This window comes from Geodermatophilus dictyosporus, assembly GCF_900115505.1.
In the GTDB taxonomy this organism is placed as follows: Bacteria; Actinomycetota; Actinomycetes; order Mycobacteriales; family Geodermatophilaceae; genus Geodermatophilus; species Geodermatophilus dictyosporus.
The window spans coordinates 204,190-230,373 of the sequence record NZ_FOWQ01000009.1 but is presented as its reverse complement, the minus strand read 5'-3'; the positions used below and the strand labels follow the sequence as shown (position 1 = coordinate 230,373).

Genomic DNA, 26,184 nt, shown 5'->3' with positions numbered 1-26,184 from the left:
CTCCCGGCGGCGGTCCAGTCCGGGCAGCTGACGCTCGATAGAGGCGTGGGGACGCGGCTCGTGGTCCCTTGAGGTGCTCGCGCTCTGCCCGGCCGCGGTCGACGGCGCAGCGGAGGCAGGGATGTTCGCAGGAATCGACAGCCACAAAGACACCCTGGCCGTGGCGGTGATCGACGACGGCGGCCGGGCGGTGGTCGTCCGCCAGCTGCCCAACGACCCGGCCGGCTTCACCGCCCTGAGCGCGCTCGCCGCCGAGCACCGGGTCGAGCGGGTGGGCATCGAGGGCTCGACCAACTTCGGCTGGGCCGCCGCGATGCACCTGCTCGAGACCGGAATCGCCGTGGTGGAGGTGCCGCCGGGACTGACCTCCCGAGAGCGCTCCGGGCGGCCCGGGCAGGGCAAGACCGATCCAGTCGATGCCGTGGCGATCGCCCGGATCACCGCTCGGGAGCCGAACCTGCCGACGGTGCGGCCGATGGAGGGCCTGCCGGCCGACCTGCGGGTCTTGATGGACTACCGCGAGCAGCTCATCGCCGAGCGCACCGCCACCGTCAACCGGGTGCACGCCGATCTGGGCTGGCTGCGGCCCGGCTATCGGCACCGCCTCCCCCACCTGACCAATTCCAGTCACCTGCGCGCGGCGCTGGCGCTACTGGAGAACGACTTCAGCGTCCGGGCCACGGTCACCCACGCGCGGCTGACACGGCTGCTGGCCATCCACGCCGAGCTTGCCGGCCTGCGCGAGCAGATCGCCGCCCTGGTGGAGCAGAGCGGCAGCTCGCTGAGCGGGATCTACGGCATCGGCGTCTTCGTCGCCGCCCGGATCCTGGCCGAGGTCGTCGACGTGCGCCGCTATCCCTCCCGGCACGCCTTCGCCGCGGCCAACGGCTCCGCGCCGATTCCGGCCTCCTCCGGGCGCACCGTGCGCCATCGCCTCAACCGCGGCGGCAACCGCCAGCTCAACCGCGCGCTCTACACGATCGCGATCACCGAGATCCGCGCCGACACCGAAGGCCGCGCCTACTACGCACGCAAACGCGCCGAAGGAAAGACTGGCCGGGAGGCACTGCGCTGCCTCAAACGCCGGCTCTCCGACGTCGTCTACCGCACCCTGCGCGCCGACCAGCTCACCAGCCCACTCCAGCCGCTCACCGCGACGGCCTGAGGGCGGTGGACGCGAGGTCGGCAACGGGACACGACTGACGGCCGAAGCCAGCTGCGCGACAGGACTTGCAGTCCCGATCCTGCTCTTCGCTCAAGCCAGACACCCACGCCCACCGCGGCCACCAACCTAGTCCGGAGCGGCACTGGACATAGAGGCCCACCTGCGGTTCCGGAACTCGTGGTGACGAGTTACTGGAGGCTCATCTGCAGCGTCGTCGGCACGGGAAACAGCGGGAGCCCCGGCTACCGAGCCCGACAACGAGAGCGTGAGAGGCAACGGCGGGAACATGAGTCACGGCGTCGCGAGCCGGCGGAGCAGACACCGACCAGCTTGCCCGGCCGAGCGCGGCCGATGCCGTAGCCGGTCACCAGCGACGGGCCGCGGCGCGGACCTGTGGCTGGTGCTGTGGGCCGATCACCCCGAAGAGCCGTGGACCGATCCCCCAGTGGTGTTCGGCCACCTGCCGGCACCGAACCTGGGAGCAGGCGCGGGCCACGACGTCGGACCGATCACCGGTCCAGGTGGTCGAGAGACTGGTGCAGGTCCGCGGCCCCTCGCTCCGACACGGCGGGACTGGCCACAGCTCCTCGAGGAGCGCCGGCCAACTCAGCGACGGTCTCGGCATCAACTGCAACCAGAGACGACTCAGGCCGTCCCCCCGAAGGGGAACGGCCTGGTCATCGGGGTGGAGCTGAGGGGACTCGAACCCCTGACCCCCACACTGCCAGTGTGGTGCGCTACCAGCTGCGCCACAGCCCCGTACCCGGCCCGCCCGGACTCGCTCGGGCCGGGGAGAACTCTACATCGCCGTCCGGGGGTCGCCGCGCCGGGGTGCCCGCGCGTCGGCCCGGCCGGCGCCCGCTCAGAGCTCGACGCCGCGCTCGGCCAGCCACGGCACGGGGTCGATCCGCGTGCCGTTCATGCCGCCCTCGTGCACCTCGAAGTGCAGGTGCGGACCGGTCGACTGGCCGCGGTTGCCGAGCAGCGCGATGGTCTCGCCGGCCTCCACGTACTGGCCCGGCTCGACGAGGATCTCGTCCATGTGCCCGTAGACGGTGACGTCGCCGTTCTCGTGGAGGATGTAGACCGCCAGGCCGAACCCGCTGGCCGCACCGGCCCGGACGACGACGCCGTCGGCCACCGACACCTCCGGCGTGCGCATGGGCGCGGCGAGGTCGATGCCGTAGTGGAAGGTCCCCCACCGGCCGCCGTAGCCGCTGGTGAAGCGCGCCCCGGCCACCGGCAGCACGTACCTGGGCCGCGCCGCCTCCGCCGCGGCCTCGGCCGCGGCGGCCTCCGCGGCGGCCCGCTCGGCGCGGGAGGCCGCGACCTCCTGCAGTCGGGCCTGGGCCTCCGCCTCGGTGATGGAGGCCATCGGCATGACCTCGACCGCCTCGTCGCCGGTGGCCAGCTCCATCTGGGCGTCGAGCACGGAGGTCGGCTCGGCCGCGGCGTCGGGGGTGCCGTGCAGGCCGAGGACCCCGGCACCGACCGCGCCGGCCACCAGGGCGGCGAGCAGCAGGGAGGGACGGCGGCGGCCGACGGGACGCCCGGCGGCCCGGCGGCCCGCGGTCACGGGGGCCGCGTCGAGGTCGGCGTCGAGGTCGGCGTCGAGGTCGGCGTCGAGGTCGGCGTCGAGGTCGGGGGCGACCACGAGGTCGACGTCGGTCACCAGGGCATCGGCCACCAGGACGTCGGTCGGGCACCCGGCGACCGCGTCCGCCGCGGCCCGCGGAGCGGGGACCGCCGGGAAGCCGCCGACGCCGGTCGGGACGGCCGTGGCACGCGGGGCGACGGGGGCCGGACGGCCGGAGTGCGCCGACCGGGGACCGGGGACCGCCCGGTGCGACCCGCTGGCGGGTCGGACGAGGACGTCCGCGGACCTCCGGTGGTTGCCCATGTACCTGCCCGTCTCGTGGGGAGCGGACTCCGGGGAGTCCCGATTCGGTCGTGCCCATCCAAACACGTCGTGATTGCTTCGTGACCATCCGTACGGCGCGTCGTCACGGACACGCCCGTGTGTCCTCGATCACGACGCGCCGTCCCCGCGTTTGGCTGCCCTCCTCGTAGGGCAGGCTGGCTCTCCCGGCGTCGAACAGCGCGCGCCGGTCCGGTGCGCACCGGACGCGGGCACCCGCCCGCCCCTTGAGGACGCCACCGACCGGCCGTGACCGCCCACCGCGGTTCCCGGCGCTCCGCGCACCCGAGACCGATGTGCGCAGAGGAGCCCGCACGTGATCACATGATCACCCCGGTGTGGCCCGAGGACGCGCCCCCCTCCCCGGGTGCAGCGCTCCCGGCCACGCCGGCCCTGACAGGAAGGACCGATGCCTCATGGCAGAGCCCGAGCGCCCCGTACGGGATCCCGCGGCAGCGGCGGTGGCCCCCGTCCTGTCCATCCGCCCCCTGACGACGGCGACGCTCGGGCAGCACGGCACCCGGCTGACGGTCCCCACCTACGACCGGGCGGCGCTGGTGCCGGCCGTCGTCCACCTCAGCGTCGGCGGCTTCTCGCGCGCCCACCAGCTCACCTACTTCGACGAGATCGCCGAGCGGCGGATCTCCCGCGGGTGGGGCGTGGTCGGCGTCGGCCTGCGGCACCGCCTCCTGCAGGAGGCCCTCGCGCCGCAGGACAACCTCTACACCGTCGTCGAGCGCAGCCCCGACGGCGAGCGGGCCCGCGTGGTCGGCGTGCTCACCGACTACCTGTTCGCCCCCGACGACCCCACCGCGGTGCTCGACCGGCTCGCCGACCCGCGCACCCGGCTGGTCACCATGACCATCACCGGCGCGGGCTACCTGCTCGACCCCTCCACCGGCGCGTTCACCCCCGACGACGACGTCCGGCACGACCTCGCCCACCCCGACGCACCGCGCACCGTGTTCGGCTTCCTCGTCGAGGCGCTCGACCGCCGCCGGCGTGCCGGCACCCCGCCGTTCAGCGTCGTCTCCTGCGACAACCTGCACCGCAACGGCGACGCCACCCGCGCCGCCGTCGTCGGGTTCGCCGCCGGGCGCGACGAGGTGCTCGCCCGCTGGATCACCGACCGGGTCGCCTTCCCCAGCAGCATGGTCGACCGGATCACCCCGCAGACCACGCCCGAGGAGCGCGCGGCCGTCGCCGAGCGGCACGGCGTCGACGACCGCTGGCCGGTGGTCACCGAGCCGTTCTCCCAGTGGGTCATCGAGGACACCTTCTGCCACGGCCGGCCGCCGCTGGACCGGGTGGGTGTGCGGTTCGTCCGCGACGTCACCGAGCACGAGCTGATGAAGACCCGGCTGCTCAACGCCACCCACTCCGCGCTCGGCTACCTGGGCACCCTGGCCGGCCACGAGCGGATCGACGAGCTCGTCGCCGACCCGGTGTTCGCCGGCTACGCCACCGCGCTCATGGACGACGAGGTCACCCCGCTGATCCCGTGCCCGGAGGGCATCGACCTCGACGAGTACAAGGCCACGCTGCTGCAGCGCTTCGCCAACCCGGCGATCGCCGACCGGCTGTCCCGGCTGTGCCGCCGCGGCTCCACCAAGCTGCCCCACCACCTGCTGCCCTCGCTGCGCCAGGCCCTGGCCGAGGGGCGGCCGCACGCCCTGCTGACCCTCGCCCTCGCCGGCTGGGTGCGCTACCTGCAGCGGACCGACGACGCCGGCCGGCCGCTGCCGGTCGAGGACGACCGCGGCCCGGTGCTGCAGGCACTGGCGCTGGCCGGCGGCACCGACCCGCGCCCGCTGCTCGGTGACGCCTCCGTCTTCGGCGACCTCGGCACCGTCCCGGGCTTCGCCGGCGAGCTCGAGGGCGTGCTGCACCGGCTGGAGCGCGACGGCCCCCGGGCGACGGTCGCGTCCACCGTGGCCGCCACCGTGGCCGCGCGCCCCGTCGTCCCCCTGGTCCCCGTCCTGCCCGTGGACGCCCGGTGAGCGCCGCCGTCACCGGCGCGGCGGCCCTGCCCCGCGACGTCGTCGCGGGCCTCACCGCGCTGCTCTGCGACGCCGACGGCAACCTCTTCCCCTCCGAGGAGCCCGCGTTCGTGGCCTCGGCCGAGGTCACCAACCGCCTCCTGGCCGAGCTGGGCGACGACCGGCGCCTCACGCCGGAGGAGCTGCGCCTGGCCACCACGGGCATGAACTTCCGGACGACGTCGCGGCGGCTGGCCGCCGAGGCCGGGCGCCCGGAGGTCGACGTCGAGCCGTGGGTGGCCGAGGAGAAGGCCGCGGTGACCGCCCACCTCGGTGAGGTGCTGCGCCCGCACGGGCCGACGTCCGCCGCGCTGGCGGCCCTGGCGCCGCACCTGCGCCTGGCCGCGGTCAGCTCCAGCGCCCTGGCCCGCCTGGCCGCCTGCTTCACCGCCACCGGCCTGGACGAGCTCATCCCGCCGGCGGCCCGCTTCAGCGCCGAGGACTCGCTCCCGACGCCGACCAGCAAGCCCGACCCGGCCGTGTACCTGCACGCCTGTGAGACCCTGGGGATCGCGCCGGCGGAGGGGCTCGCCGTCGAGGACTCCGTGCCCGGCGCCCTGTCGGCCGTGCGCGCCGGCTGCCCGACCGTGGGCAACCTGCTCTTCGTCCAGGAGGCGGAGCGCGCCGACCGCGCGGCCGCCCTGCGCGAGGCGGGCGTGCTGACCGTCGTCTCGTCCTGGCAGGAGCTCGCCGACCTGCTGCTGCCCGTCCTGACCGGAGGTGGTCGATGAGGATCGTCTACACCAGCTTCCGCGGCCTGTTCTCCGACAGCCCGCGCGCGATCTACGAGGCGCTCGCCGCCCGCGGCGACGACGTGCAGCACACCTGGCTGACCTCGGCCGTCGCCGAGGGCGCGTTCCCGGCCGAGGTCGAGACCGTCCACTTCGGCAGCCCGGAGAGCATCGCGGCGCTCGAGGCCGCCGACGTCGTCGTCTCCAACGACCACGTGCCGCTGGACTGGGAGAAGCGCCCGGACGCCTTCTACCTCCAGACCTGGCACGGCACGCCGCTCAAGCGCATCCACAACGACGTGCTGTGGGCACCCGAGGGCCGGCTGGCCTACCTCGAGCACGACATCGCCCGCTGGGACGCGATGCTCTCGCCCAACCCGTACAGCACCGGCCGGTTCCGGCAGGCCTTCGGCTACCGCGGGCCGGTGCACGAGACCGGCTACCCCCGCAACGACCTGCTCTCGAGCCCCCGGCGGGACGAGGTGCGGGCGCGGGTGCGCTCCGGGCTGGGCATCGGCGAGGACGCCCGGGTCGTCCTCTACACCCCCACCTGGCGCGACGACCTGGTGTTCGAGGGCACCGGCGAGCGCGACTTCGAGTTCCCGGTGGACCTCGCCGACTTCAGCGACCGGCTCGGCGGGGACCACGTGCTCCTGCTGCGGCTGCACAACATGGTCTCCGACCGGCTCGAGTCGGTCGAGGGCATGCCGGTGCGCGACGTCTCGTCGTACCCGGACATCCGCGACCTGTACCTGGCCGCCGACCTGCTGGTCACCGACTACTCGTCGACGATGTTCGACTTCGCGGTCACCGGGAAGCCGATCCTGCTCTTCCCCTACGACCTCGCCGACTACCGCGACCGGCTGCGCGGCTTCTACGTCGACATCGAGGAGATCGCCCCCGGGCCGCTGCTGACGACCAGCGGCGAGCTGCTCGACGCGATCGCCGACCTCGACGCCGTCACCGCCGCGCACGCCGACCGCTACCGCGACTTCCGGGAGACCTACACCTCCCTGGAGGACGGGCACGCCACCGAGCGTGTCCTCGACCTGTTCTTCCCGCCCGGCGGATCCGCCGCCGGCGCGGTCGCCACCACCCGAGGAGGGGACTCTCGTGCGCATCGCTGACCTCGTGTCGACCACCGGGCTGCAGACCCGGACAGCCGGCCGGACCGCCGGACGCCGGAAGCCCTTCCCCGTGCAGGTGGTCGTCCTGGCCGCCGGGATGGGGACCCGCCTGGGCCGCCCGCTGCCCAAGCCGCTGACCCCGCTGCTCGACGGCCGCAGCATCCTGCACCGCCAGCTCGACACGCTGGCGGAGGTGCTCGGCTCCGACGTCGACGTCACCGCCGTGGTCGGCTTCCAGTGCGAGCTGCTCATGCAGGCCGCACCCGACCTGCGCTTCGCCTACAACCCCCACTTCGCGCGGACCAACACGTCCAAGAGCCTGCTGCGCGGCCTGCGGACGACGCGTTCGGGCGGGGTGCTGTGGCTCAACGGCGACGTGGTCTTCGACGCCGCCGTGCTGGAGTCGGTGCTGCCCGCGCTGGCCGCCGACGAGAGCTTCGTGTGCGTGGACACCTCCACCGTCGCCGACGAGGAGGTCAAGTACACCCTCGACGCCGACGGCTACGTCGCCGGGCTGTCCAAGACGGTGACCGGCGGCCTGGGCGAGGCGGTGGGCATCAACTACGTCTCGTCGGAGGACAAGGCCGTCCTCGTCGAGCACCTCGAGGCCTGCGGCGACCAGGACTACTTCGAGCGCGGCATGGAGACCGCGATCGCCGACGCCGGCCTGCGCTTCCGGCCGCTGGACATCTCCCGGTGGACCGCCGTCGAGGTCGACTTCGAGGCCGACCTCGACCGCGCCAACGCCCTGCTGGCCGGCGCCCCGCGCCTGCACCCGGTACCCCAGCAGTAGCGACCGACGGGACGGTCCCGCTGCAGGGTCCGCCGCGAGCGGTGGGGCAGCGGGGCCGTCCGTCAGCCGACCGGCTGGGGCTCCGGCGCCGGCCGGTCGTGCTCGCGGGCGCGGAAGCGGCGCGCCGCGGCCAGCCCGCCGACGACCAGGCCCGCTCCCCCGGCCACCAGGACGCCGACGGCCAGTCGGGCGGCCAGGTCCGGCCCGCCGCTGAGCACGTGGGCGCTCCACAGCACGTCGACGTCGGGCAGGCCCTGCACCAGCAGCAGCCAGCCCAGGACGACGGCGAGCAGGCCGGTCACCACACCCCGGTCGCGGCGGGCGGCGACCACACCGGCCGTGGCGACCGCGGCCGCGGTCAGCGCCGGCAGCAGCGCCGACACCAGCGCCGCCGCGTGCGAGGAGACCGTGGCCGGCGGCTCGGGCGTGCTCGCCGCGTGCCACAGCGCCGCCGCCCCGCCGACGGCCAGTGCGACCGCCAGCGCCCGCGGTGTCCGCGCCAGCAGGCCGGTGGCGGCGACCGCGGCGACCAGCGCCAGGTGCAGCGTCCAGACCAGCGCCGGTGCGGGCGGCGGGCTCCAGGTGAGCACGCCGCGCACGGTCACCGGCGTCGTCCCGTGGGCCATCGGCACGGTCCACTCGAAGACGGAGTGCCCCCGCGTCGGGTCGGCCGCCACGGCCGGCGGGAGCTGCTCCTCGCTCATCCAGTGGGTGCGGTGGTCGTGCCACACGTACTGCGGCTCGGTGGACACCTGCACCCACTCGGGCTCGGCCGCGGGGTCGGCGCCGGCGGGGAGGGTGACCCGGCCGAAACGGTCGAGGTTGATGTAGGTGGCCGGGCTGTGCGCGTTGCGCCAGACGCCGTCCGGGCCGATCCGCAGGTAGGGCTCGTCGGAGTAGCCGGGCACCGTGACCTCGGTGGCCGTGCTGTTGACCAGCTCGACCTCGTCGCCGAACTGCAGCACCCGCACGCTGACGCCCGGCACGGCCGGCTGCACGGAGGTCACCCGGCCGTCGAAGTCGCTGCCGGCCGCTCCCCCGCCGACGTGCGCCGCGGCCGGCCCGGCGAGCGCCAGCCAGGCCAGCACCCCGAGGAGGACGACGGCCAGCCGCCCGGCCGGGACGCCCACGGTCAGGAGGCGCCGGCGACCGCGTCGAGGTCGCCGGCGATGTCCCGTGCGGTGTTGCCCGCGTCGAACGCGACGTGCGCCTGGTCGTCGGCGCCGTAGAGCAGCAGCAGCGAGCTGTGCAGCCGCCCGGCGTCCTCGGCCAGGGGGACCCCGGCGGAGAGCTGCGCCTGGTCGATCGCGTCCTGCGGCCCGGTCAGCCCGACGAACTGCGTGGGCAGGTCGGCGTCGAACCGGTCGAGGTACTCGGCGAGCACCTCGGGGGTGTCGGCGGCGGGATCCGTGGTGACGAAGACCACCTGCACCCGCTCGGCCAGCGCCGGGTCGACGTCGCGCAGCGCGAGCGCGGCGTCGGCCATCGTCGTCGGGCAGACGTCGGGGCAGTTGGTGTAGCCGAAGAAGAGCAGCGTCGGCCGCCCCGCCGTCGCCGTGGCGAAGTCGTAGCTCGCCCCGGTGGTGTCGGTGAGGGTGAACGACGGCCGCTGGTAGGGATCGCGCAGGTCGATGCCGGCGTACTCGTCGCCGGGCCCCTCCAGGGAGGCGGCCGCCCCGCCGGAGTGGTCGTGTCCTTCGTCGGCCGCGGCGGTGTCGTCGCCGGAGCCGCAGGCGGCCAGGACCAGTCCGGCGGAGAGGAGCAGCGCGGCGAGCCGGCCGCGCGCGGGAGCGGTCACGAGGACACGGTACGTCGGCCGGCGCGGTAGCCGAGGACGACGCCCGCGAGGCCCACGGCCAGCGCCAGGAGGGACAGGAACAGCGCCAGCCCGGCCGGCTCGTTGCTGGTCTCGCCGCCGTGGCCGTGCCCGTCGGCCGCGGCGGTGTCCGTGGCGTCCGCGGTGGTGCCGGCGGTGTCGCCGTCGGCGGCGGTCAGCGACAGCACCGGTGCGGGGCTCTCCGGCTCGGCCTCGCCGTCGACGGTCGGCTCGATCCAGGCCGACTCGGTCCCGTCGTCGTAGGTCTGCACCACCGGGTAGCTCAGCCGCTCGGCGTCGGGGAACGGGCCGCCCGAGAGCGCGAACTCCTGGAACTGGCCGGGCGCGATGCCGCCGCCGGCGCCAGCCCGGAACTCCACCACCGACACGTGGTCGGTGATCTCCTGCCCGTGCACGGTCACCGGCTCGTCGAGCGTCGCGGAGGTGGTCGACACCGTCCAGCCGGGCACCGGCAGGGTCTGCACCGAGGCCATCGCGGCGTCCGCGGGGATGGAGATGCGCAGCGCGACGGTGCTGGCGGTGTCGCTCTCGTTGGGCACCCGGAAGACCAGCTTCCCGTAGCCGCCGGCGGTCGCGTCGGCCGACGAGACCGTCACGTGCGCCGAGGCGCTGCTCGCGACGACGACGGACGCGACCAGGGCGGCGAGCACGGCGGTCAGGACGACGCCGGCGCGGGCCAGCGGTCGCAGGACGGTGGGGGACACGGTTCTCCTCGTCTCAGCGCACCGGGAAGTCGGTGCTGGCGGTGGTCGCGGTGAACTCGTCCAGGCGGACGGTGACCGCGAGGGTCCAGGTCCCGGCGCCGGGGACGCTCATCCCGTCGGCCACCCAGTGGCCGGGGCCGGCGGGCTCGAGGTCGACCTCGAGCGGGCCGATCTCCTGCTCGGCCTCGGTGAGCGTGACGCGCAGGTCCTCGGGCTGGGCGAGGCGACCGGCGTCGTCGAACAGGTACAGGTGCAGGGTGTTGGCGCCGGGCCGGGCGGGGTCGACCGAGAGCTGGACGCTGCCGGACTCCCCCGCCGCGGACTGCAGCGGGAGGGTGACGTCGACCGGCTCGGCCAGCGTCGCCCGGGCCGGCGGCGTGCCGACCAGCACCGCCGACAGCGCCAGGACGGCGGCGGCGACGGCGGCCTCGACGAGCACCGAGCGGCGCAGCGGGGCGACGTCCTCCACCGCGCCGCGCGCCTGGACGGCCGCCCGCTCCCGGGCCGCGGCCACGGCCGGCCCGTCCTCGTCGGGGCCGGCGCCCGGGGCGGTCGCGGCGAACGCGTGCGCGGTGACCCGCCGGCGCCCGCCCGGGCGCGGCCGGGGAACGCCGAGGTGCTGCTGCACCCACACGCGGGAGACCCCGGCGGCGGCCAGCAGGAGCAGCACCAGCGCGAGCTTGGCCAGCAGCAACCAGCCGTACGTCGTCGACACCAGGGCCGCCGGCGAGCCGACCTCGCGCACCGACTGGACGACGCCGGTGACCACGAGCGCGGCCACCGCCCCCGAGGCGAGCCGCGACCAGCGCGGCAGCGCGCCGGCCAGGTCGCCGGCGTCGGCGCCGGGCCGGACCAGGCCGGCCAGCAGCGCGGCCAGCCCGCCCAGCCACAGGGCCATGGCCGCGACGTGCACCGCGGTGACGGCGGTGGCGAACACCGGCAGGGCCCCGGCGACCGGGTGGCCGACGGCGGCGGTGGTGAGCACGACCCCGCCGGCCAGCACGGCCAGGCCGGCCGCCTCCTGCGGCTGCGGAGGTGCCGCCCGGCGCCACAGCGGCACGAGCAGGGCGGCCAGCAGCAGCGCCAGCAGCCCGCGGCCGAGAGTGGTCAGCCCGAAGGAGGAGGAGCCGGTGGCGGCCAGCAGCGCCGGGTCGAGCACCGAGCCGAGCCCGGCCCCGGCGGCGTAGGGCCCCTGCAGGAGGAAGGTGAGCACCGCACCGGCGGCGACGGCGCCCAGGCCGGCGGTGGTCAGCCGGCGCATCCGCGCCGAGGCCCACCCGGCCGGCCAGCACAGCGCCAGGAACGCCGGGACGCCCAGGCCGACGGCCAGCCCGGCGAACCCGAGGGTGCGCGCCGCCGGCAGCGCCGCGGCCACGACCGGGTCGACGGCGGGGTCGCCGGCCACCGCGCCCGCGTCGGCCAGCTCGCCGTCGCCGACGACGAAGGCGAAGGCGCCGCTGATCGGGTGCGAGTCGGCCGAGACGATCCGGTAGGTGACCACGTAGCTGGTGTCGGGCAGGTCGCCGCGCAGCGGCACGGTGACCGTGTCGCCGTCCACGCGGGGCGCGCCGGTGTCCACCCGCTCGCCGCCCTCGCCGAGCACCCGCGCGTAACCCGCGCCCAGCGACACGCCCTCGGTGAACCGGAGGGTGACCTCGCCGGGCACCTCGTCGAGCCGCGCGCCCTCCCCCGGGTCGGTGGACACCAGCTCGGCGTGCGCGGCCGCCGGGCCCGCCGTCGCCACGCCCAGCCCCAGCCAGCCGGCCAGCAGCACGAGCAGCAGCAGTGCGGGGCGGCGCTGCACGGCGGGGCCGCTCACGCGACCACCCGCTCGCCGCCGAGCACCGCGGCCGGCCGGCGGTGGGGACGCCGCCGCCAGGCGACGGCCGCGATGAGCAGCACCCCGGCCAGCAGCAGCAGGTGGGCGGCCGCGCGGTCGGCGTGCACGTGCCCGGCCTGCAGGTCGCGCACGGTGGTGACGGTCAGCAGCACGGCGAACGTGGCGAGGAACGGCAGCGCGCCGGCGGCCAGCCGCGGTGCGGCGGCGACGGCGAGGAAGGCGGCCGCGACGGCGAGGTTCCAGGCGCCGGTCTCGTGCGCCACGTGCACCGGGGCGCTCATCGCCGCGGTGCCGGTGACCAGCGAGGGCAGCGCCAGCCCGGCCTGCGCGACGGCCGCGGCCAGCAGCGCCAGCCGCAGCGCCGTCCCGACCAGCCGGGAGCGCGCCGCGGCGGCGGTGCCCGGCAGCGACCGCGGGAGGGCGGCCAGCACGGCGGCTGTGAGATCGGGCACCTCCGGCGCCGGCGCGAGCCGCGCCCGGCGGGTGACCTGCCCGGCGACGGCCGCCCAGCCCGCGCAGTCCGGGCAGGCGGCCAGGTGCCGGTCGAGTTCGGCCGCGGGGATGCCCAGCGCCTCACCGTCGAGTCGCGCCGAGGCCGCTTCGCGGAACGGTGCACACTGCATGTAGCAGTAGTCGTCGCGGAGGGCCGTCCGGTTCCCGACCGGATGGACTCGTGCGACGGAGGGGTGACGTGGACGAGCTGGAGCGCGCCGCGGCGGCGGCCGTCGACGGCGACCCGCTGGCCGCCGCCACCCTCGTCCGGGCCACCCAGTCCGACGTGTGGCGGCTGTGCGCCGCCCTCGGCGACCGCCAGTCGGCCGACGACCTCACCCAGGAGACGTACGCGCGGGCGTTCGCCGCGCTGCACCGGTTCGAGGGCCGCTCGTCGCTGCGCACGTGGCTGCTGGCCATCGCCCGGCGGGTGTGCGCCGATGCCGTCCGGTCGCGCCGCCGGCGCCGGCTGACCCTCGTCCGGGACGACGCCGACCTGGAGGCCCTGGGCCCCGCCGACGGCGCCGACCGGGTGGGTGAGGGCGCCGCCGTCACCGACCTGCTCGCCCGGCTGGACCCCGAGCGCCGCGAGGCCTTCGCGCTCACCCAGCTGCTGGGGTTGTCCTACGTCGAGGCCGCCGAGGTGGCCGGCTGCCCCGTGGGGACCATCCGGTCCCGGGTGGCGCGCGCCCGCGCCGACCTCGTCGAGGCGCTCGGCGCGGCGCCGGGCGCGACGGGCACGACCGGCCCGCACGGGTGACCGGGAGCTGAACCGCGCGTGAACGGGTACCTATGCTGCCCGACGGCCGTACGACCGCTCCCGCGGTGGGCGACCGCCCCCAGCCCTCCGACCCGGAGCCCCGCGTGCCCTTCAGCCTGACCCCCAAGGACCAGAGCTTCTACCCGCTGTTCACCGCCTCGGCGGAGAACCTGGTGACCGCCACCGACGTCCTGAGCGACTTCATCCACGACCACGCCCGGCGCGACGAGCTGGCCGCGCGGCTGCGTGAGCTCGAGCACGTCGGTGACCAGTCGACGCACGCGATCTTCCGGCAGCTGAACTCCAGCTTCGTGACCCCGTTCGACCGGGAGGACATCTACAACCTGGCCAGCGATCTCGACGACGTCATGGACTTCGTCGAGGCCGCGGCCGACCTGGTGGTCCTCACCGGCCTGGGCACCCTGCCGGCCGAGATGAGCCAGCAGACGGCCCTGCTGCAGCGCGCCGCCCAGACCACCGCCGAGGCGATGCCCCGGCTGCGCACCCTCAAGGACCTCTCCGAGTACTGGATCGAGGTCAACCGCATCGAGAACGAGGCCGACAAGCTCTACCGGCGGCTGCTCTCGCGCCTCTACAGCGGCGAGTTCGACGCGCTGGAGATCCTCAAGCTCAAGGAGGTGGCCGACCAGCTCGAGGAGGCCGCCGACGCCTTCGAGCACGTGGCCAACGTGGTCGAGACGATCTCGGTCAAGGAGTCCTGACCGCCGATGGACACGGCCTTCGTCGCGCTGGTCGTCATCGTCGTCGTCGCGCTGGCGTTCGACTACACCAACGGCTTCCACGACGCGGCGAACGCCATCGCCGTCGCCGTCTCCACCAAGGCGCTCACGCCGCGCATCGCCCTGGCGCTGGCGGCGGTGATGAACCTGGTGGGGGCGCTGCTGTCGACCGAGGTGGCCAAGACCGTCGGCGCCGGGATCATCGACCCGCCGGAGGGCGGCGGCGGCCTGGAGATCGTCTTCGCCGCGCTCATCGGGGCGATCACCTGGAACATGATCACCTGGTACTTCGGGCTGCCCTCGTCGTCGTCGCACGCGCTGATCGGCGGGCTGGTGGGCGCGGCGCTGGCGGCGGCCCACACGGTGCAGTGGGGCGGCGTCCTCGACAAGGTCGTCATCCCGATGGTGCTCTCGCCGCTGGTCGGCTTCGGGCTGGGCTACCTGTTCATGCTGCTGATCCTCTGGACCTTCCGCTCGGCCAACGTCACCCGCGCCAACCGCGGCTTCCGCTACGCGCAGATCGCCAGCTCGGCGACGATGGCCCTGGGCCACGGGCTGCAGGACGCGCAGAAGACGATGGGCATCATCACCCTGGCGCTGTTCACCGCCGGTGAGATCGACACCTTCGAGGTGCCGCTGTGGGTGGTGCTCGCCGCGGCCCTGGCGATCAGTGCGGGCACCTACGCCGGCGGCTTCCGCATCATGCGCACGATGGGCCGGCGGATCATCCAGCTGACCCCGGCCGGCGGGTTCGCCGCCCAGACGGTCGCCTCGGGCGTCATGGTCACCACCGCCACGGTGTTCGCCGTCCCGGTCTCCACCACGCACATCACGACGACGTCGATCATGGGCGTCGGGTCCACCCGGCGACTGTCGGCGGTGCGCTGGGGCGTGGCCGGCAACATCGTCGTCGCCTGGGTGGTGACCCTGCCGGCCGCCGGCGCGGTCGCCGCGCTCGCCTACCTCGTCACCCACCTCGTCGTCGGCTGAGCCGGGCTCCTCGGCCGGCTCGCGGGGCCCGGCCGGGAGTGACCGGGGCCACTCCGGGCCCCGGTTCTGCCAATCCCGATCGATCTGGTAGACATAGCACCCGTGACGACGGCGACGGTGCTCCTGGTGGGGCGCATCCACGTCGACCTGCTGCGCGTCTGCACCGCCGCCTGTCCGGGCTGCTGAGCCGCGCGCCGTCCGCGGCGCCCCCGGTCCCCCGCGCCCCCGTCGGCGCGCCCAGCCCCCGCTCGTCACCGCCGTGAGCCGCGCCCTCGCGCGCCCGGCGCCTCCCTCCCGGAGTCAGCCCCGTGAAGACCCTGATCGTGCTCGCCCTCGCGGGCCTCGGCGCACAACTCGTCGACGGCAGCCTGGGCATGGCCTACGGCGTCACGTCGACGACGCTGCTGCTGGCCTTCGGCACCAACCCGGCCGCCGCCTCGGCGACCGTGCACTTCGCCGAGATCGGCACCAGCCTGATGTCGGGCGTCGCCCACTGGAAGTTCGGCAACGTCGACTGGAAGGTGGTGGCCAAGGTCGGCGTCCCCGGCGCCGTCGGTGCCTTCGCCGGCGCGCACGTGCTGTCCAGCCTCTCCACCGAGGTCGCCGCCCCGGTGATGTCGCTGATCCTGCTCGCGCTCGGCGCCTACCTGCTGGTCCGCTTCACCCTCCGCGGCATCGACCGGCGCAACCTCGGCAAGCCGGTGCGCAAGCGCTTCCTCGGCCCGCTCGGCCTGGTGGCCGGCTTCGTCGACGCCACCGGCGGCGGCGGCTGGGGCCCGGTCGGCACGCCGGCGCTGCTGGCCAGCGGCCGGATGGAGCCGCGCAAGGTCATCGGCTCGATCGACACCTCCGAGTTCCTGGTCGCGCTGGCGGCCAGCCTGGGCTTCCTCATGGCCCTCGGCTCGCAGGGCGTGAACTGGCTGTGGGCGCTCGGCCTGCTGGCCGGTGGCCTGGTGGCCGCGCCGATCGCCGCCTGGCTGGTCCGGCACGTGCCGCCGCGGCTGCTCGGCTCGCTGGTCGGCGGGATCATCATCCTGACCAACACCCGCACGCTGCTGCGCAGTGACTGGATCGACGCCTCCGACCCGGTGCGCTACGCCGTCTACGCGGTGATCTACGCGGTCTGGGCCGCCGCCGTCGTCCACTCCTTCCGCCAGTACCGCAAGGACCGGGCGCAGGAGTCCGCCGACGCCCTGGCCGCCGAGGCCGCCCGCCTGGCCGACGAGGAGCAGCAGCGGCTGCACGCCCCGGACGCCGCCGACGTCGCGGACTACGAGCGCAGCGTCCAGGCCGGCCGCCCCAGCGACCCGCGCGACTAGCCCACCCCGCTGCGATCCAGGAGGCCCCGTCCGGCACCCGCCGGGCGGGGCCTCCCGCCGTCCCGGGGGGGGCGACGACCAGGTCACCTGGTCGTCGCGCGGTCGGACGGCGCGACCGCGCGCGGGCCGCTAGACGGCGCGGGTCACCGGGAGGTCGGGCACCTGCGGCAGCGGCTGGGAGCGGGCCGCCGCGAGCACCATCTGCGGCGAGCGCGGCAGGCCCCGCCGGGTGCACAGCCGCAGCGCGCGCACCCCGGTGATGACGTCGGTCTCCGGCGGGACGACGAGCAGGTCCGCGCGCCGGTTGCCGCCGGCCCAGCTCAGGCACACCACCCCGGGGTCCATGCTGCGGAAGCCGCCGGTGCGCACCACCCGGCCGTCGACGACGACCTTGCGCGGCGCCGGCTGCCAGGCGTCGAGGGGGTAGGTGAACCGCTCGATGCGCAGGCCCCGCCGGTCGAGGGCCGCGATGAGCTCGGAGACCTCCACGGCGAGGTCGCGGCTGCGCGGGAACCAGGCCCCGTCGAAGGCGTTGGTGCCCGACCCGACGTCGGCCCGCAGGCTCACCCGGACGTCGATGCCACCGCGGAAGCCCTCGCGTCCGTCTGCTGCCCGGGTCGTCGTCGTCATCAGTTCGTGGCCTCCTGCTCGCGGTACCACGGGCCCGCGTCCGGGTCCGCCCGCCGACGGTAGGGCGGCGTGTCGGCGTGCCCCGGCGCACGGCGGCCGGGCCTGTCGGCGCCGCACGGCTCGTCATCACGGCCGGTCACGGGCCGATCACCGGCACCGGGCAGCACGACGGCCCCCGCCCGGGAGACCGGGCGGGGGCCGTCGCAGCGAGGGTCTACGGCTTGGGCTTGCGGTTCTTGGCCTTGCCGCGCTCGTTCTGGTCGAGGACCACCTTGCGCACGCGGACGGCGGCCGGCGTCACCTCGACGCACTCGTCCTCGGCACAGAACTCCAGCGCCTGCTCGAGGTTGAGGATCCGCGGCGGCACCAGGCGCTCGAGCTCCTCCGCGGTCGAGGACCGCATGTTGGTGAGCTTCTTCTCCTTGGTGATGTTGACGTCCATGTCGTCGGGCCGGGAGTTCTCGCCGACGATCATGCCCTCGTACACCTCGGTGCCCGGGGCGACCATCATCGAGCCGCGCTCCTGCAGCGAGAACATCGCGTACGACGTCGCCACGCCCTGCCGGTCGGCCACCAGCGAGCCGGTCGGGCGGGCGCGCATGTCGCCCAGCCACGGCTCGTAGCCCTCGAGGTTGTGGTTGAGGACGCCGGTGCCGCGGGTCTCGGTGAGGAACTCGGTGCGGAACCCGATCAGCCCGCGCGAGGGGACGACGTACTCCATCCGCGCCCAGCCGGTGTCGTGGTGCACCAGGTTCTCCATGCGGCCCCGGCGGGAGGCCAGCGCCTGGGTGAGCGTGCCGACGTACTCGCCCGGGGTGTCGATGGTGACCCGCTCGACCGGCTCGTGCAGCTTGCCGTCGATCTCCTTGGTGACCACCTGCGGGCGGCCGACGGTCAGCTCGAACTCCTCGCGGCGCAGCTGCTCGACGAGGATGGCCAGCGCCAGCTCGCCGCGGCCCTGCATCTCCCAGGTGTCGGGGCGCTCGGTGGGCAGCATGCGCACGGAGACGTTGCCGACCAGCTCCTGGTCGAGGCGGTTCTTGATCAGCCGGGCGGTCAGCTTCTTGCCCGACCGGCCCGAGATCGGCGAGGTGTTGATGCCGATGGTGATCGAGATCGACGGCTCGTCGACGGTCAGCGGCGGCAGCGGCCGCGGGTCGTTCGGGTCGGCGAGGGTGTCGCCGATCATGATGTCCTCGATGCCGGCGATGGCGACGAGGTCCCCGGGGCCGGCGCTCTGGGCCGGAGTGCGGGTGAGCCCCTCGGTGACCAGCAACTCGGTGATCTTGACGTTCTTGACGGTGCCGTCGGTGCGGCACCAGGCGACGGTCTGCCCGCTCTTCATCTCGCCGGAGTGGATGCGCAGCAGCGCCAGCCGGCCGAGGTAGGGCGAGGCGTCGAGGTTGGTGACCTGCGCGCGCAGCGGCTCCTCGGCGTCGTAGGTCGGCGCCGGGATGGTCTCCAGCAGCGTCTTCACCAGCGGCGCGAGGTCCGGGCTGTCGGGGCTCTCGCCGTCCGCGGGCCGGGTGAGCGAGGCCTGCCCGGTCTTGCCGTTGGAGTAGACGATCGGGAACTCGAGGGCGTCGGTGTCGAGGCCGTTGTCCTCGAGCAGTTCCATGAACAGCTCGTAGGTCTCGTCGACGACCTCGGCGATGCGCGCGTCGGAGCGGTCGGTCTTGTTGACCACGAGGATGACCGGCATCCCCTTGCCCAGCGCCTTGCGCAGCACGAAGCGGGTCTGCGGCAGCGGGCCCTCGGAGGCGTCGACGAGCAGGACGACGCCGTCGACCATCGACAGGCCGCGCTCGACCTCGCCGCCGAAGTCGGCGTGGCCGGGGGTGTCGACGATGTTGACCGTCACCGGGTTGCCGTCCTCGTCGGCCAGCCGGATCGCGGTGTTCTTGGCCAGGATGGTGATGCCGCGCTCGCGCTCGAGGTCCATCGAGTCCATGACCCGGTCCTGCGTCGAGTCGTTGTCGGTGCCCTCGCCCTTGGCGCGGCCGAGGGCGCCGGCCTGGCGGAGGAGGGCATCGACCAGGGTGGTCTTGCCGTGGTCGACGTGGGCGATGATGGCCACGTTGCGCAGGTCGTCGCGGGTGGGCATGCGGAGGGGCACCTCGGGGGTTCGGGGACGCCGCGGCAGTGCGCCACGCGGCATCACGAGTAACGGCCGCCGGGGTCGCGACCTTCCCTCCCAGACTAGGCGCTCGGTGGCCGCTCCCCCGCCGTCGCGGCGGTCCGACCACCCCTGCAGCGGCGATCCGTGAGCAGGCTCACCATCCCGGCCGGGGTGAGTCGCTCGTCCGTGACCGGCCGGCGGCTCCACCCGGTCAGCGGGCGGGCTCGGGCCGGTCGGCCACCGCGTACGCGACACCGGCGGCCACGAGCGTGACCAGGCCGACCGCCACCCAGGCCGGCAGGCCCACGCCGAGGGCGAGCACGTGCGCCAGGACGAAGGCGCCGACGTACAGCACACCCAGGCCGAGGGCGACGGCCCAGCCGCGGCGCTGGACCCACAGCCAGCCCGCGGCCAGCCCGGCGCCGGCGAAGACCGCCCCACCCAGCGCGCGGACGCCGGTGCCCTGCGCGACGCCGAAGCCGGCGGCGAGCCCGACGGCGACGAGGGCGGCGGAGGACAGCCGGGTGCGGGCGCGGGTCAGCACGGACGTCGTCATGCCCCGAGTGTCCCCCGCGCCGGGCCGGGCGCCGGCTCAGCCACGGTGCAGAGGTGACCCGCACCCGCCTGCTCGATCTCGACGACGCCCCGACCCTGCTGGAGATCGCCCGCGCGGACCGCGACTTCCTCGCTCCGTGGGAACCGCGGCGTGACGAGCGCTGGTTGACGCCGGAGGGTCAGCGGGAGGAGGTGCGGTCGGCGGCCGACGGGCGGGGGCACGCGTCCGCCGCCGTCGGCCGGATGGTGCGGACGGCCTTCGAGGAGCTCGGCCTGCACCGCGTGGAGGCCGGGACCCTGGTGCACAACGCCGGCTCGCAGCGGGTGCTCGCGCGCAACGGGTTCACCCGGTACGGCCTGGCTCCGAGCTACCTGCGGATCGCCGGCCGCTGGCAGGACCACGAGCTGTTCCAGCCGCTCGACCCGGCGGTGCCGTAGCGGCGAGGGCCCCGGACGCACGAGCGTCCGGGGCCCTGGCGAGGTGCTGGAACGGCCGCCCTTCGAGGGCCCGTGCCGGGCGGAGCGAGGCGTGGGGGAAGGGTGGTCCTTCCTCAGGCGGTGCGGAGCACGGCCTCGATCTCGAGCTCGACGTCGATCTTGTCGCCGACGACGACGCCGCCGCCGTCCATGGGCAGGTCGATGTCGACGCCGTAGGCCTTGCGGGAGATGGAGGTCCGGGCGCTGAAGCCGGCGCGGTAGCCGCCGTAGGCGTCGGGGCCGAAGCCGTTGAGCTCCAGCGCGAGGGTCACCGGCCTGGTGGTGCCCTTGATGGTCAGGTCGCCCTGGACCGTCCAGTCCTCACCGTCGGCCACGACGGCGGTCGAGCGGAAGGTCATCTCGGTGTGGTTGCCCACGTCGAAGAAGTCGGCCGAGCGGATGTGCGCGTCGCGCTGCTCCTGGCGGGTGTCGATCGAGTCCATGTCGATCGTGGCGGTGACGGCCGACCGCGACGGGTCCTCGGCGGTGACGAGCTCGCCGGAGAAGCGGGTGAAGTAGCCGCGGACCTTGCTCACCATCATGTGGCGCACGGAGAAGCCGACGGTCGAGTGGGCGGCGTCGATGTCCCAGGTGCCGGCGACGTAACCGGGGATCTGGACGGCGGTGGTGCTGGTCATGGGGACTCCAGGTGGTTGAGCGTTTGACCTTCTGCTGCGTGAGCGTAGTTGAGGGCTCATCTATTCCGCCAGTACCCTGGGGACATGACGACGGAGGTGTCGCCGGGCGCGGCCCCGGGCGCGGAGGACGACGGGACGCGCTGGCTCGACGCCGCGGAACAGCGGGCCTGGCGGGCCTGGCTGTACAGCACGCAGTTGCTGCAGGAGCGGCTCGAGCGCGACCTGACCCGCGCCACCGGCATCCCGCACGCCTACTACGAGATCCTCGTGCAGCTGTCGGAGACGCCGGACCGGCAGATGCGGATGAGCGAGCTCGCCGATCGCTGCCTGTCCTCCCGCAGCCGCCTCTCGCACGCCGTCTCCCGGCTGGAGGAGCGCGGCTGGGTGCGCCGGGAGGTCTGCGCCGAGGACGGCCGCGGGCTGCTCGCCGTCCTCACCGACGAGGGCTTCGCCGCCCTCGAGGCCGCCGCACCGGTGCACGTGGAGAGCGTGCGCACCCACCTGTTCGACCAGCTCTCCCCCGAGCAGGTCGCCGCGCTGGAGGACATCGGGCGCACCCTGCTGCGCCACCTCGACCCCGACTGACGCTCCTCCCCCGAACCGACGGCGGGTCCCCGCGACGAGACCGGCCGGGTGCCGCCCGACGCCACGTCACCGCGTCGGCGACACCTGGCGCTGTCGGTGGTCGAGCGGCGGCAGGAGAACGGCCTCCTGCGGGCGCTCGGGGACTCACGCCCCCCGGTCCCCCAGGGTCGACGCGCGGGGGACGAGGACGGGGACGAGCCGCTCGGAGGCCACCTCCTCGCCGCCCAGCCGGCGCATGAGCAGGTGGGCGGCGCGGACCCCCATCTCGTGCATCGGTGAGCGCACGGTGGTGAGGCCGACCGGCAGGGACCCGGCCAGGGGCACGTCGTTGAAGCCGACGACGGCCACGTCCCGCCCGACGACCAGCCCGGCGTCCCGGAGGACACCCATGGCACCGATGGCGGCGAAGTCGTTGACGACGAACACCGCCGTGGGCGCCGCGCCGTCGGCGAGGACCCGGGACATGGCCGCCCGGCCGCCCTCGGTGTCGAACCGCGAGTGCACGACCCGCGACCCCGGGACGTGCACCCCGGCCGCGTCGCAGGCCGCGAGGAAGCCGGCCGTCCGGTCGATCCCGGTGCTCGCGTATGGCTCACCGGCGATGACGGCGAGGTCGCGGTGGCCGAGCGCGAGGAGGTGCTCGGCCGCGAGCCGCCCCCCGAGGACGTCGTCGCAGGTGACCGACGGGTAGTCGCCGGCGCGCCGGGAGACCAGCACGAACGGCGCCCCGCGCCCGGCGACCTCGTCGAGGAAGCGGCCGTCGACGTAGGCGTCGCCGAAGATGACCCCGTCCACCCGCCGGGCGAGCACCATCTCGGTGCGCCGCCGCTGCGCGGTCGGGTCGTCCCCGGTGTTCGCCACGAAGGTCGAGAACCCGTAGGTGGCGGTGGCCTCCTCGATGCCCTCGTAGATCGTCGCCAGCACGATGTCGACCAGCCGGGGCACGAGCACCCCCACCAGGCGGCTGCGGCTGGTGCGCAGGCCCGTCGCGTGCGGGTTGGGGCTGTAGCCGACGCGCTCGGCGATCCGGCGGATCCGCTCGGCGGTGGTCCGGCTGGCCGGCCGGACCCCCGGTCCGCCGACGTGGTTGAGCACCCGGGAGACCGTGGACACGTGCACGCCCGCCAGCTCCGCCACGGTGCGCAGCGTCGGGCGTCCTGCCGGGTCCGCGAAGGGCAGCTCGGCCCCGCTCGTCCGGTCGGTCCCGTCCGCCACCACGGCCACCCCCTCCTCGCGGGTCGGGCCGTCCTCCACCCGGCCCCTTGACGGATGAGCTGCGCATCTGATCGGATGCGCAACCGTTCGGCGCAAACGTTAGCGCGACCGCGGTCACACCGGTAGGTGCGGCCACCACACGACAGCTGGGAGGCCGGGCCGGTGCGGACTGTGGCTGTCCTCGCGACGGGCGGGACGATCGCGACCCGGCGCGGGGAGGACGGCACCGTGGTGGCCCGGGCCGCCGCCGAGGAGCTGGTCGCCACCGTCCGCGAGCGCACCGGCGCCGACGTCGACGTCCTGGTCGAGGACGTCCTCCGGGTCGGCAGCTACCGCATGACCCTGGAGCGGATGGCCCAGGTGGCGGGGCGCGCGGCCGCGCACCTGCGCGCCCCGGGGACCGACGGCGTCGTGGTCACGCACGGGACCGACACCCTCGAGGAGACCGCCTTCTTCGTCGACCTGTTCGTCGAGGGCGAGCGCCCCGTGGTGCTGACCGGGGCGCAGCGGCCCGCGGACGCCCCGGACAGCGACGGCCCGCGCAACCTCGCCGACGCGATCACCGTCGCGACGTCGCCCGAGGCCTCGGGGCTGGGCACGGTCGTCGTGTTCGACGGGGAGGTCCTGCCGGCCCGCGGCGTGCGCAAGGTGCACACGGTGGCCTCGAGCGCCTTCGCCGCTCCCGACGGCGGGTCGCTCGGGTGGGTGCGCGAGGGCCGGGTGCACCTCGCCTCCCGCCGCGAGCACCGCCCCCACCTCGACCTCGGGGCGTTCGACGCCGCGCGCGCCCGGGTGGACGTCGTCGCCTGCTACCCGGGCGTGGACGCCACCGCGCTGCGGGCGTTCGCCGCGGCCGGGGCGCGCGGCCTGGTGCTGGAGGCGACCGGCGCCGGCAACGCCACCCCCGAGATCTGCGACGCGGTCGCGGAGCTCTCGGCGGCGGGCCTGGTGGTCGTGCTGTCCACCCGCGTCCCGGAGGGACCGGTGGCCGCGATCTACGGCGACGGCGGAGGGGCCGACCTGCTCGACGCGGGCGCCCTCCTGTCCGGCCGGACGCGACCACCCCAGGCCCGCATCGCCCTGGCGGCGCTGCTCGGCGTCCACGACGACGTCGCCGCCGTGCGGGAGACGTTCCCCCGGCTCTGTTCCGCCTGAGACGAACGGCACGTCCAGTCATCCCGCCCACGACGGTCGGGAGACCGAGGAAGGAGAATGCGGTGCCCAAGGAGATCCTCTGCGCGTTCGGCGTCGACGTCGACGCCGTCGCCGGCTGGCTCGGGTCCTACGGAGGTGAGGACTCCCCGGACGACATCTCCCGGGGCATGTTCGCCGGGGAGGTCGGGACGCCGAGGCTGCTCGACCTCTTCGCCCGCCACGACCTGCGGACGACGTGGTTCGTCCCCGGCCACTCCATCGAGACCTTCCCGGACCAGTTCCGGCGCGTCGTCGACGAGGGCCACGAGGTCGGGGTGCACGGCTACAGCCACGAGAACCCCATCGCCATGAGCCGCACCCAGGAGGCGGCCGTCCTCGACCGGTGCATCGACCTGATCGAGAAGGAGGCCGGGCGCCGTCCCACCGGGTACGTCGCGCCGTGGTGGGAGTTCTCCCCGGTGACCAACGAGCTGCTGCTCGAGCGGGGCATCAAGTACGACCACTCCCTCATGCACAACGACTTCACCCCGTACCGGGTGCGCGTCGGTGACAGCTGGACCAAGATCGACTACTCGGCCTCCGCCGAGGACTGGATGAAGCCCCTGGTCCGCGGCCGGGAGACCGAGCTGATCGAGATCCCGGCGAACTGGTACCTCGACGACCTGCCGCCGATGATGTTCGTCAAGACCAGCCCGAACAGCCACGGCTTCGTCAACCCGCGCCACCTCGAGGAGATGTGGCGCGACCAGTTCGACTGGGTGCACCGGGAGATGGACTACGCGGCGTTCACCCTCACGATCCACCCCGACGTGTCGGGCCGCCCGCAGGTGCTGCTCATGCTCGAGCGGCTCATCGAGCACATCAACGGCCACGACGGCGTCCGCTGGGCGACCTTCGACGAGATCGCCGACGACTTCGCCGCCCGCGCCCCGTGGCAGGGGGCCCAGGCGTGAGCGCGCCGGTCCCGGGCCAGCCGGTCCCGGCCACCGAGGGCCTCCTGCAGGCCGGTCCACCGCGCCGGCAGTTCGCCCCCTTCACCCGGCGGGAGACCAACACCGCCATGGTGCTGGCCCTGCTGGCCTGGACCATCGCGGTCTTCGACTACGGCCTCTTCGGCACCCTGCTGCCGGCCATGCAGGGCGACTTCGGCTGGGACGACTCCACCGCCTACCTGGTCAACACCCTCATCGCGATCGGCACCGCGATCGTCGCCTTCGGCGTCGGCCCGGTCATCGACCGGCTCGGCCGGCGCCGCGGGATGATGGTCACGATCGGGGGGACGGCGGTCGCCTCGGCGCTCACCGCCATCCTGCCCACCAAGCCGGCCTGGGCGGGCGTGACCTCGGTCGTCGCCGTCCGCTCCCTCGGCGGCCTGGGCTTCTCCGAGCAGTCGGTGAACGCCACCTACCTCAACGAGGTCTTCGCGGTCACCGAGGACGAGCGCAAGCGGGCCCGCCCCGGCCTCTGGTACGCCTTCGTCCAGGGCGGCTGGCCGCTGGGCTTCCTGCTGTCCAGCGCCCTGGCGCTGGTGGCGCTGGACACGCTGGGCTGGCGCGGGATGTACGTCGTGGCCGCGATCCCGGCCGTCGTGCTCATCGTCGTGATCGGCAAGAAGCTGCGGGAGACGCCGCAGTTCCAGCTCCAGCAGCAGCTCAGCCGGCTCAAGGCCGAGGGCAGGGGGGCCGAGGCGCAGCAGCTGGCCGCGGACTACGGCGTCGAGCACAGCGACAGCGCCCCGATCGCGCGGATCTTCCAGCCGGGCCTGCGGCGCAACACGATCGTGCTGTCGGCGGCGTGGATCATCAACTTCTTCGGCATCAACATCTTCAGCGTGCTCGGCACCTCCGTCCTGGCCAACGCCAAGGGCGTGGAGCTCAGCACGGCGTTCTGGATGCTGATCGTGATCAACCTGGGGGCGTACTTCGGGTACGTGTTCCACGGGTGGCTCGGCGACCGGATCGGCCGCAAGAAGACGATCGTCATCGGCTGGATGATCTCCGGCCTGGCGTTCGCGACCATGCTCGCGCCGTTCGTCGACTCGGCCGCGCTGATCGTGACCACCTACGCCGTCGGGCTGTTCTTCCTGGTCGGCCCGTACGCCGCGATCCTCTTCTACATGGGTGAGTGCTACCCGACGGACTGCCGCGGCACCGGGACCGTGATCATCGGGGCGATGAGCCAGCCGGGCACCATCATCGGCGGCTTCCTCTTCACCGCGGTGACGGCGGCCTCGGACACCGGCACGGCGGCCCTCTGGGTCGGCGCGCTCGGCACCTTCGTCTCGGGCCTGCTGATGCTCTTCGCCAAGCCCGTGGCCGAGCTCAAGCACTGACCCGGACGACGTCCCCCCACCCC

25 protein-coding genes and 1 tRNA gene are annotated in these 26,184 nt (G+C 74.6%); 14 read left to right on the top strand and 12 right to left on the bottom strand.

Going from position 1 to position 26,184, the window contains the following annotated elements; all coding sequences use genetic code 11:
- Nucleotides 1-73 precede the first annotated feature (73 nt).
- Nucleotides 74-1,165, top strand: a complete 1,092-nt coding sequence (locus BMZ33_RS19860) for an IS110 family RNA-guided transposase (protein WP_169064604.1) — start codon at nt 74-76, stop codon at nt 1,163-1,165.
- A gap of 686 nt (nt 1,166-1,851) precedes the next feature.
- Here the strand turns inward: BMZ33_RS19860 and BMZ33_RS19855 are convergent.
- Together BMZ33_RS19855 and BMZ33_RS19850 are read right to left on the bottom strand one after the other, a co-directional pair.
- Nucleotides 1,852-1,924: transfer RNA gene (locus tag BMZ33_RS19855), tRNA-Ala, on the bottom strand.
- A gap of 103 nt (nt 1,925-2,027) precedes the next feature.
- Nucleotides 2,028-2,852, bottom strand: coding sequence for a M23 family metallopeptidase (locus BMZ33_RS19850; RefSeq protein ID WP_169064603.1), 825 nt, complete (start codon nt 2,850-2,852; stop codon nt 2,028-2,030).
- A gap of 647 nt (nt 2,853-3,499) precedes the next feature.
- On the opposite strand from BMZ33_RS19850, the gene BMZ33_RS19845 reads away from it, so the two are divergent.
- The 4 genes from BMZ33_RS19845 to BMZ33_RS19830 are packed head-to-tail and all read left to right on the top strand — an operon-like array spanning nt 3,500 to nt 7,773.
- Complete coding sequence (locus tag BMZ33_RS19845; protein ID WP_091115213.1) at nt 3,500-5,083, top strand: mannitol dehydrogenase family protein; 1,584 nt, start codon at nt 3,500-3,502, stop codon at nt 5,081-5,083.
- Entirely contained in the window at nt 5,080-5,853 is a 774-nt protein-coding gene (locus tag BMZ33_RS19840; RefSeq protein ID WP_169064602.1) for an HAD family hydrolase, read from the top strand. The genes BMZ33_RS19845 and BMZ33_RS19840 overlap by 4 nt, the downstream gene beginning before the upstream one ends.
- Complete coding sequence (locus tag BMZ33_RS19835) at nt 5,850-6,980, top strand: CDP-glycerol glycerophosphotransferase family protein (RefSeq protein ID WP_091115210.1); 1,131 nt, start codon at nt 5,850-5,852, stop codon at nt 6,978-6,980. The genes BMZ33_RS19840 and BMZ33_RS19835 overlap by 4 nt, the downstream gene beginning before the upstream one ends.
- The gene (locus tag BMZ33_RS19830; RefSeq protein ID WP_169064601.1) at nt 6,967-7,773 is read left to right on the top strand and encodes a phosphocholine cytidylyltransferase family protein; all 807 of its coding nucleotides are present in this window, start codon (nt 6,967-6,969) and stop codon (nt 7,771-7,773) included. The genes BMZ33_RS19835 and BMZ33_RS19830 overlap by 14 nt, the downstream gene beginning before the upstream one ends.
- A gap of 62 nt (nt 7,774-7,835) precedes the next feature.
- On the opposite strand, the gene BMZ33_RS19825 is transcribed toward BMZ33_RS19830, so the two are convergent.
- The 5 genes from BMZ33_RS19825 to BMZ33_RS19805 are packed head-to-tail and all read right to left on the bottom strand — an operon-like array spanning nt 7,836 to nt 12,777.
- Nucleotides 7,836-8,903: a hypothetical protein gene (locus BMZ33_RS19825; protein ID WP_091115207.1), complete on the bottom strand. Its 1,068-nt coding sequence runs from the start codon at nt 8,901-8,903 to the stop codon at nt 7,836-7,838.
- Nucleotides 8,904-8,905: 2 nt separating this feature from the next.
- Nucleotides 8,906-9,571, bottom strand: a complete 666-nt coding sequence (locus BMZ33_RS19820; RefSeq protein ID WP_091115203.1) for an SCO family protein — start codon at nt 9,569-9,571, stop codon at nt 8,906-8,908.
- Complete coding sequence (locus BMZ33_RS19815) at nt 9,568-10,314, bottom strand: YcnI family protein (protein WP_091115197.1); 747 nt, start codon at nt 10,312-10,314, stop codon at nt 9,568-9,570. The genes BMZ33_RS19820 and BMZ33_RS19815 overlap by 4 nt, the downstream gene beginning before the upstream one ends.
- Before the next feature lie 13 nt (nt 10,315-10,327).
- Nucleotides 10,328-12,133 (bottom strand): copper resistance CopC/CopD family protein, encoded by a 1,806-nt coding sequence (locus BMZ33_RS19810; RefSeq protein WP_169064600.1) that lies wholly within the window; start codon nt 12,131-12,133, stop codon nt 10,328-10,330.
- On the bottom strand, nt 12,130-12,777 hold the full coding sequence (locus BMZ33_RS19805; protein WP_091115193.1) for a zf-HC2 domain-containing protein: 648 nt from the start codon (nt 12,775-12,777) through the stop codon (nt 12,130-12,132). The genes BMZ33_RS19810 and BMZ33_RS19805 overlap by 4 nt, the downstream gene beginning before the upstream one ends.
- Before the next feature lie 68 nt (nt 12,778-12,845).
- On the opposite strand from BMZ33_RS19805, the gene BMZ33_RS19800 reads away from it, so the two are divergent.
- From BMZ33_RS19800 to BMZ33_RS19785, 4 genes are all read left to right on the top strand, one after another.
- Nucleotides 12,846-13,406 (top strand): sigma-70 family RNA polymerase sigma factor, encoded by a 561-nt coding sequence (locus tag BMZ33_RS19800; protein WP_091115190.1) that lies wholly within the window; start codon nt 12,846-12,848, stop codon nt 13,404-13,406.
- Nucleotides 13,407-13,510: 104 nt separating this feature from the next.
- Nucleotides 13,511-14,128 carry a DUF47 domain-containing protein gene (locus tag BMZ33_RS19795; RefSeq protein WP_091115348.1) on the top strand — a complete coding sequence of 206 codons (618 nt, stop codon included), beginning with the start codon at nt 13,511-13,513 and terminating at the stop codon, nt 14,126-14,128.
- 6 nt (nt 14,129-14,134) lie between these two features.
- On the top strand, nt 14,135-15,136 hold the full coding sequence (locus tag BMZ33_RS19790; RefSeq protein ID WP_091115186.1) for an inorganic phosphate transporter: 1,002 nt from the start codon (nt 14,135-14,137) through the stop codon (nt 15,134-15,136).
- 308 nt (nt 15,137-15,444) lie between these two features.
- The gene (locus BMZ33_RS19785) at nt 15,445-16,455 is read left to right on the top strand and encodes a sulfite exporter TauE/SafE family protein (RefSeq protein ID WP_136697363.1); all 1,011 of its coding nucleotides are present in this window, start codon (nt 15,445-15,447) and stop codon (nt 16,453-16,455) included.
- A gap of 129 nt (nt 16,456-16,584) precedes the next feature.
- Here the strand turns inward: BMZ33_RS19785 and BMZ33_RS19780 are convergent, their stop codons facing one another.
- The 3 genes from BMZ33_RS19780 to BMZ33_RS19770 form a co-directional block, all read right to left on the bottom strand.
- A complete protein-coding gene (locus BMZ33_RS19780) occupies nt 16,585-17,085 on the bottom strand; it encodes a DUF5994 family protein (protein WP_091115182.1) in 501 nt (166 codons plus the stop codon).
- 214 nt (nt 17,086-17,299) lie between these two features.
- Nucleotides 17,300-19,189, bottom strand: coding sequence for a translational GTPase TypA (gene typA / locus BMZ33_RS19775; RefSeq protein ID WP_091115178.1), 1,890 nt, complete (start codon nt 19,187-19,189; stop codon nt 17,300-17,302).
- 226 nt (nt 19,190-19,415) lie between these two features.
- Entirely contained in the window at nt 19,416-19,760 is a 345-nt protein-coding gene (locus BMZ33_RS19770) for a hypothetical protein (RefSeq protein ID WP_091115175.1), read from the bottom strand.
- A gap of 53 nt (nt 19,761-19,813) precedes the next feature.
- Between BMZ33_RS19770 and BMZ33_RS19765 the strand changes: the two genes are divergently transcribed.
- Entirely contained in the window at nt 19,814-20,197 is a 384-nt protein-coding gene (locus BMZ33_RS19765) for a GNAT family N-acetyltransferase (RefSeq protein WP_091115172.1), read from the top strand.
- A 113-nt stretch (nt 20,198-20,310) separates the two neighbouring features.
- Here BMZ33_RS19765 and BMZ33_RS19760 read toward each other — a convergent pair whose 3' ends face one another.
- Nucleotides 20,311-20,874, bottom strand: coding sequence for a YceI family protein (locus BMZ33_RS19760; protein ID WP_091115169.1), 564 nt, complete (start codon nt 20,872-20,874; stop codon nt 20,311-20,313).
- Nucleotides 20,875-20,958: 84 nt separating this feature from the next.
- On the opposite strand from BMZ33_RS19760, the gene BMZ33_RS19755 reads away from it, so the two are divergent.
- Nucleotides 20,959-21,459, top strand: a complete 501-nt coding sequence (locus BMZ33_RS19755) for a MarR family winged helix-turn-helix transcriptional regulator (RefSeq protein ID WP_091115165.1) — start codon at nt 20,959-20,961, stop codon at nt 21,457-21,459.
- Nucleotides 21,460-21,603: 144 nt separating this feature from the next.
- Here the strand turns inward: BMZ33_RS19755 and BMZ33_RS19750 are convergent, their stop codons facing one another.
- Nucleotides 21,604-22,674: a LacI family DNA-binding transcriptional regulator gene (locus tag BMZ33_RS19750; RefSeq protein WP_169064599.1), complete on the bottom strand. Its 1,071-nt coding sequence runs from the start codon at nt 22,672-22,674 to the stop codon at nt 21,604-21,606.
- Nucleotides 22,675-22,845: 171 nt separating this feature from the next.
- On the opposite strand from BMZ33_RS19750, the gene BMZ33_RS19745 reads away from it, so the two are divergent.
- The 3 genes from BMZ33_RS19745 (at nt 22,846) to BMZ33_RS19735 (ending at nt 26,161) form a co-directional block, all read left to right on the top strand.
- The gene (locus BMZ33_RS19745; RefSeq protein WP_169064598.1) at nt 22,846-23,829 is read left to right on the top strand and encodes an asparaginase; all 984 of its coding nucleotides are present in this window, start codon (nt 22,846-22,848) and stop codon (nt 23,827-23,829) included.
- Between the two features lie 62 nt (nt 23,830-23,891).
- Entirely contained in the window at nt 23,892-24,782 is an 891-nt protein-coding gene (locus tag BMZ33_RS19740) for a polysaccharide deacetylase family protein (protein WP_091115155.1), read from the top strand.
- Nucleotides 24,779-26,161, top strand: coding sequence for an MFS transporter (locus BMZ33_RS19735; protein WP_169064597.1), 1,383 nt, complete (start codon nt 24,779-24,781; stop codon nt 26,159-26,161). Before BMZ33_RS19740 ends, BMZ33_RS19735 begins: the two co-directional genes overlap by 4 nt.
- Nucleotides 26,162-26,184 lie beyond the last annotated feature (23 nt).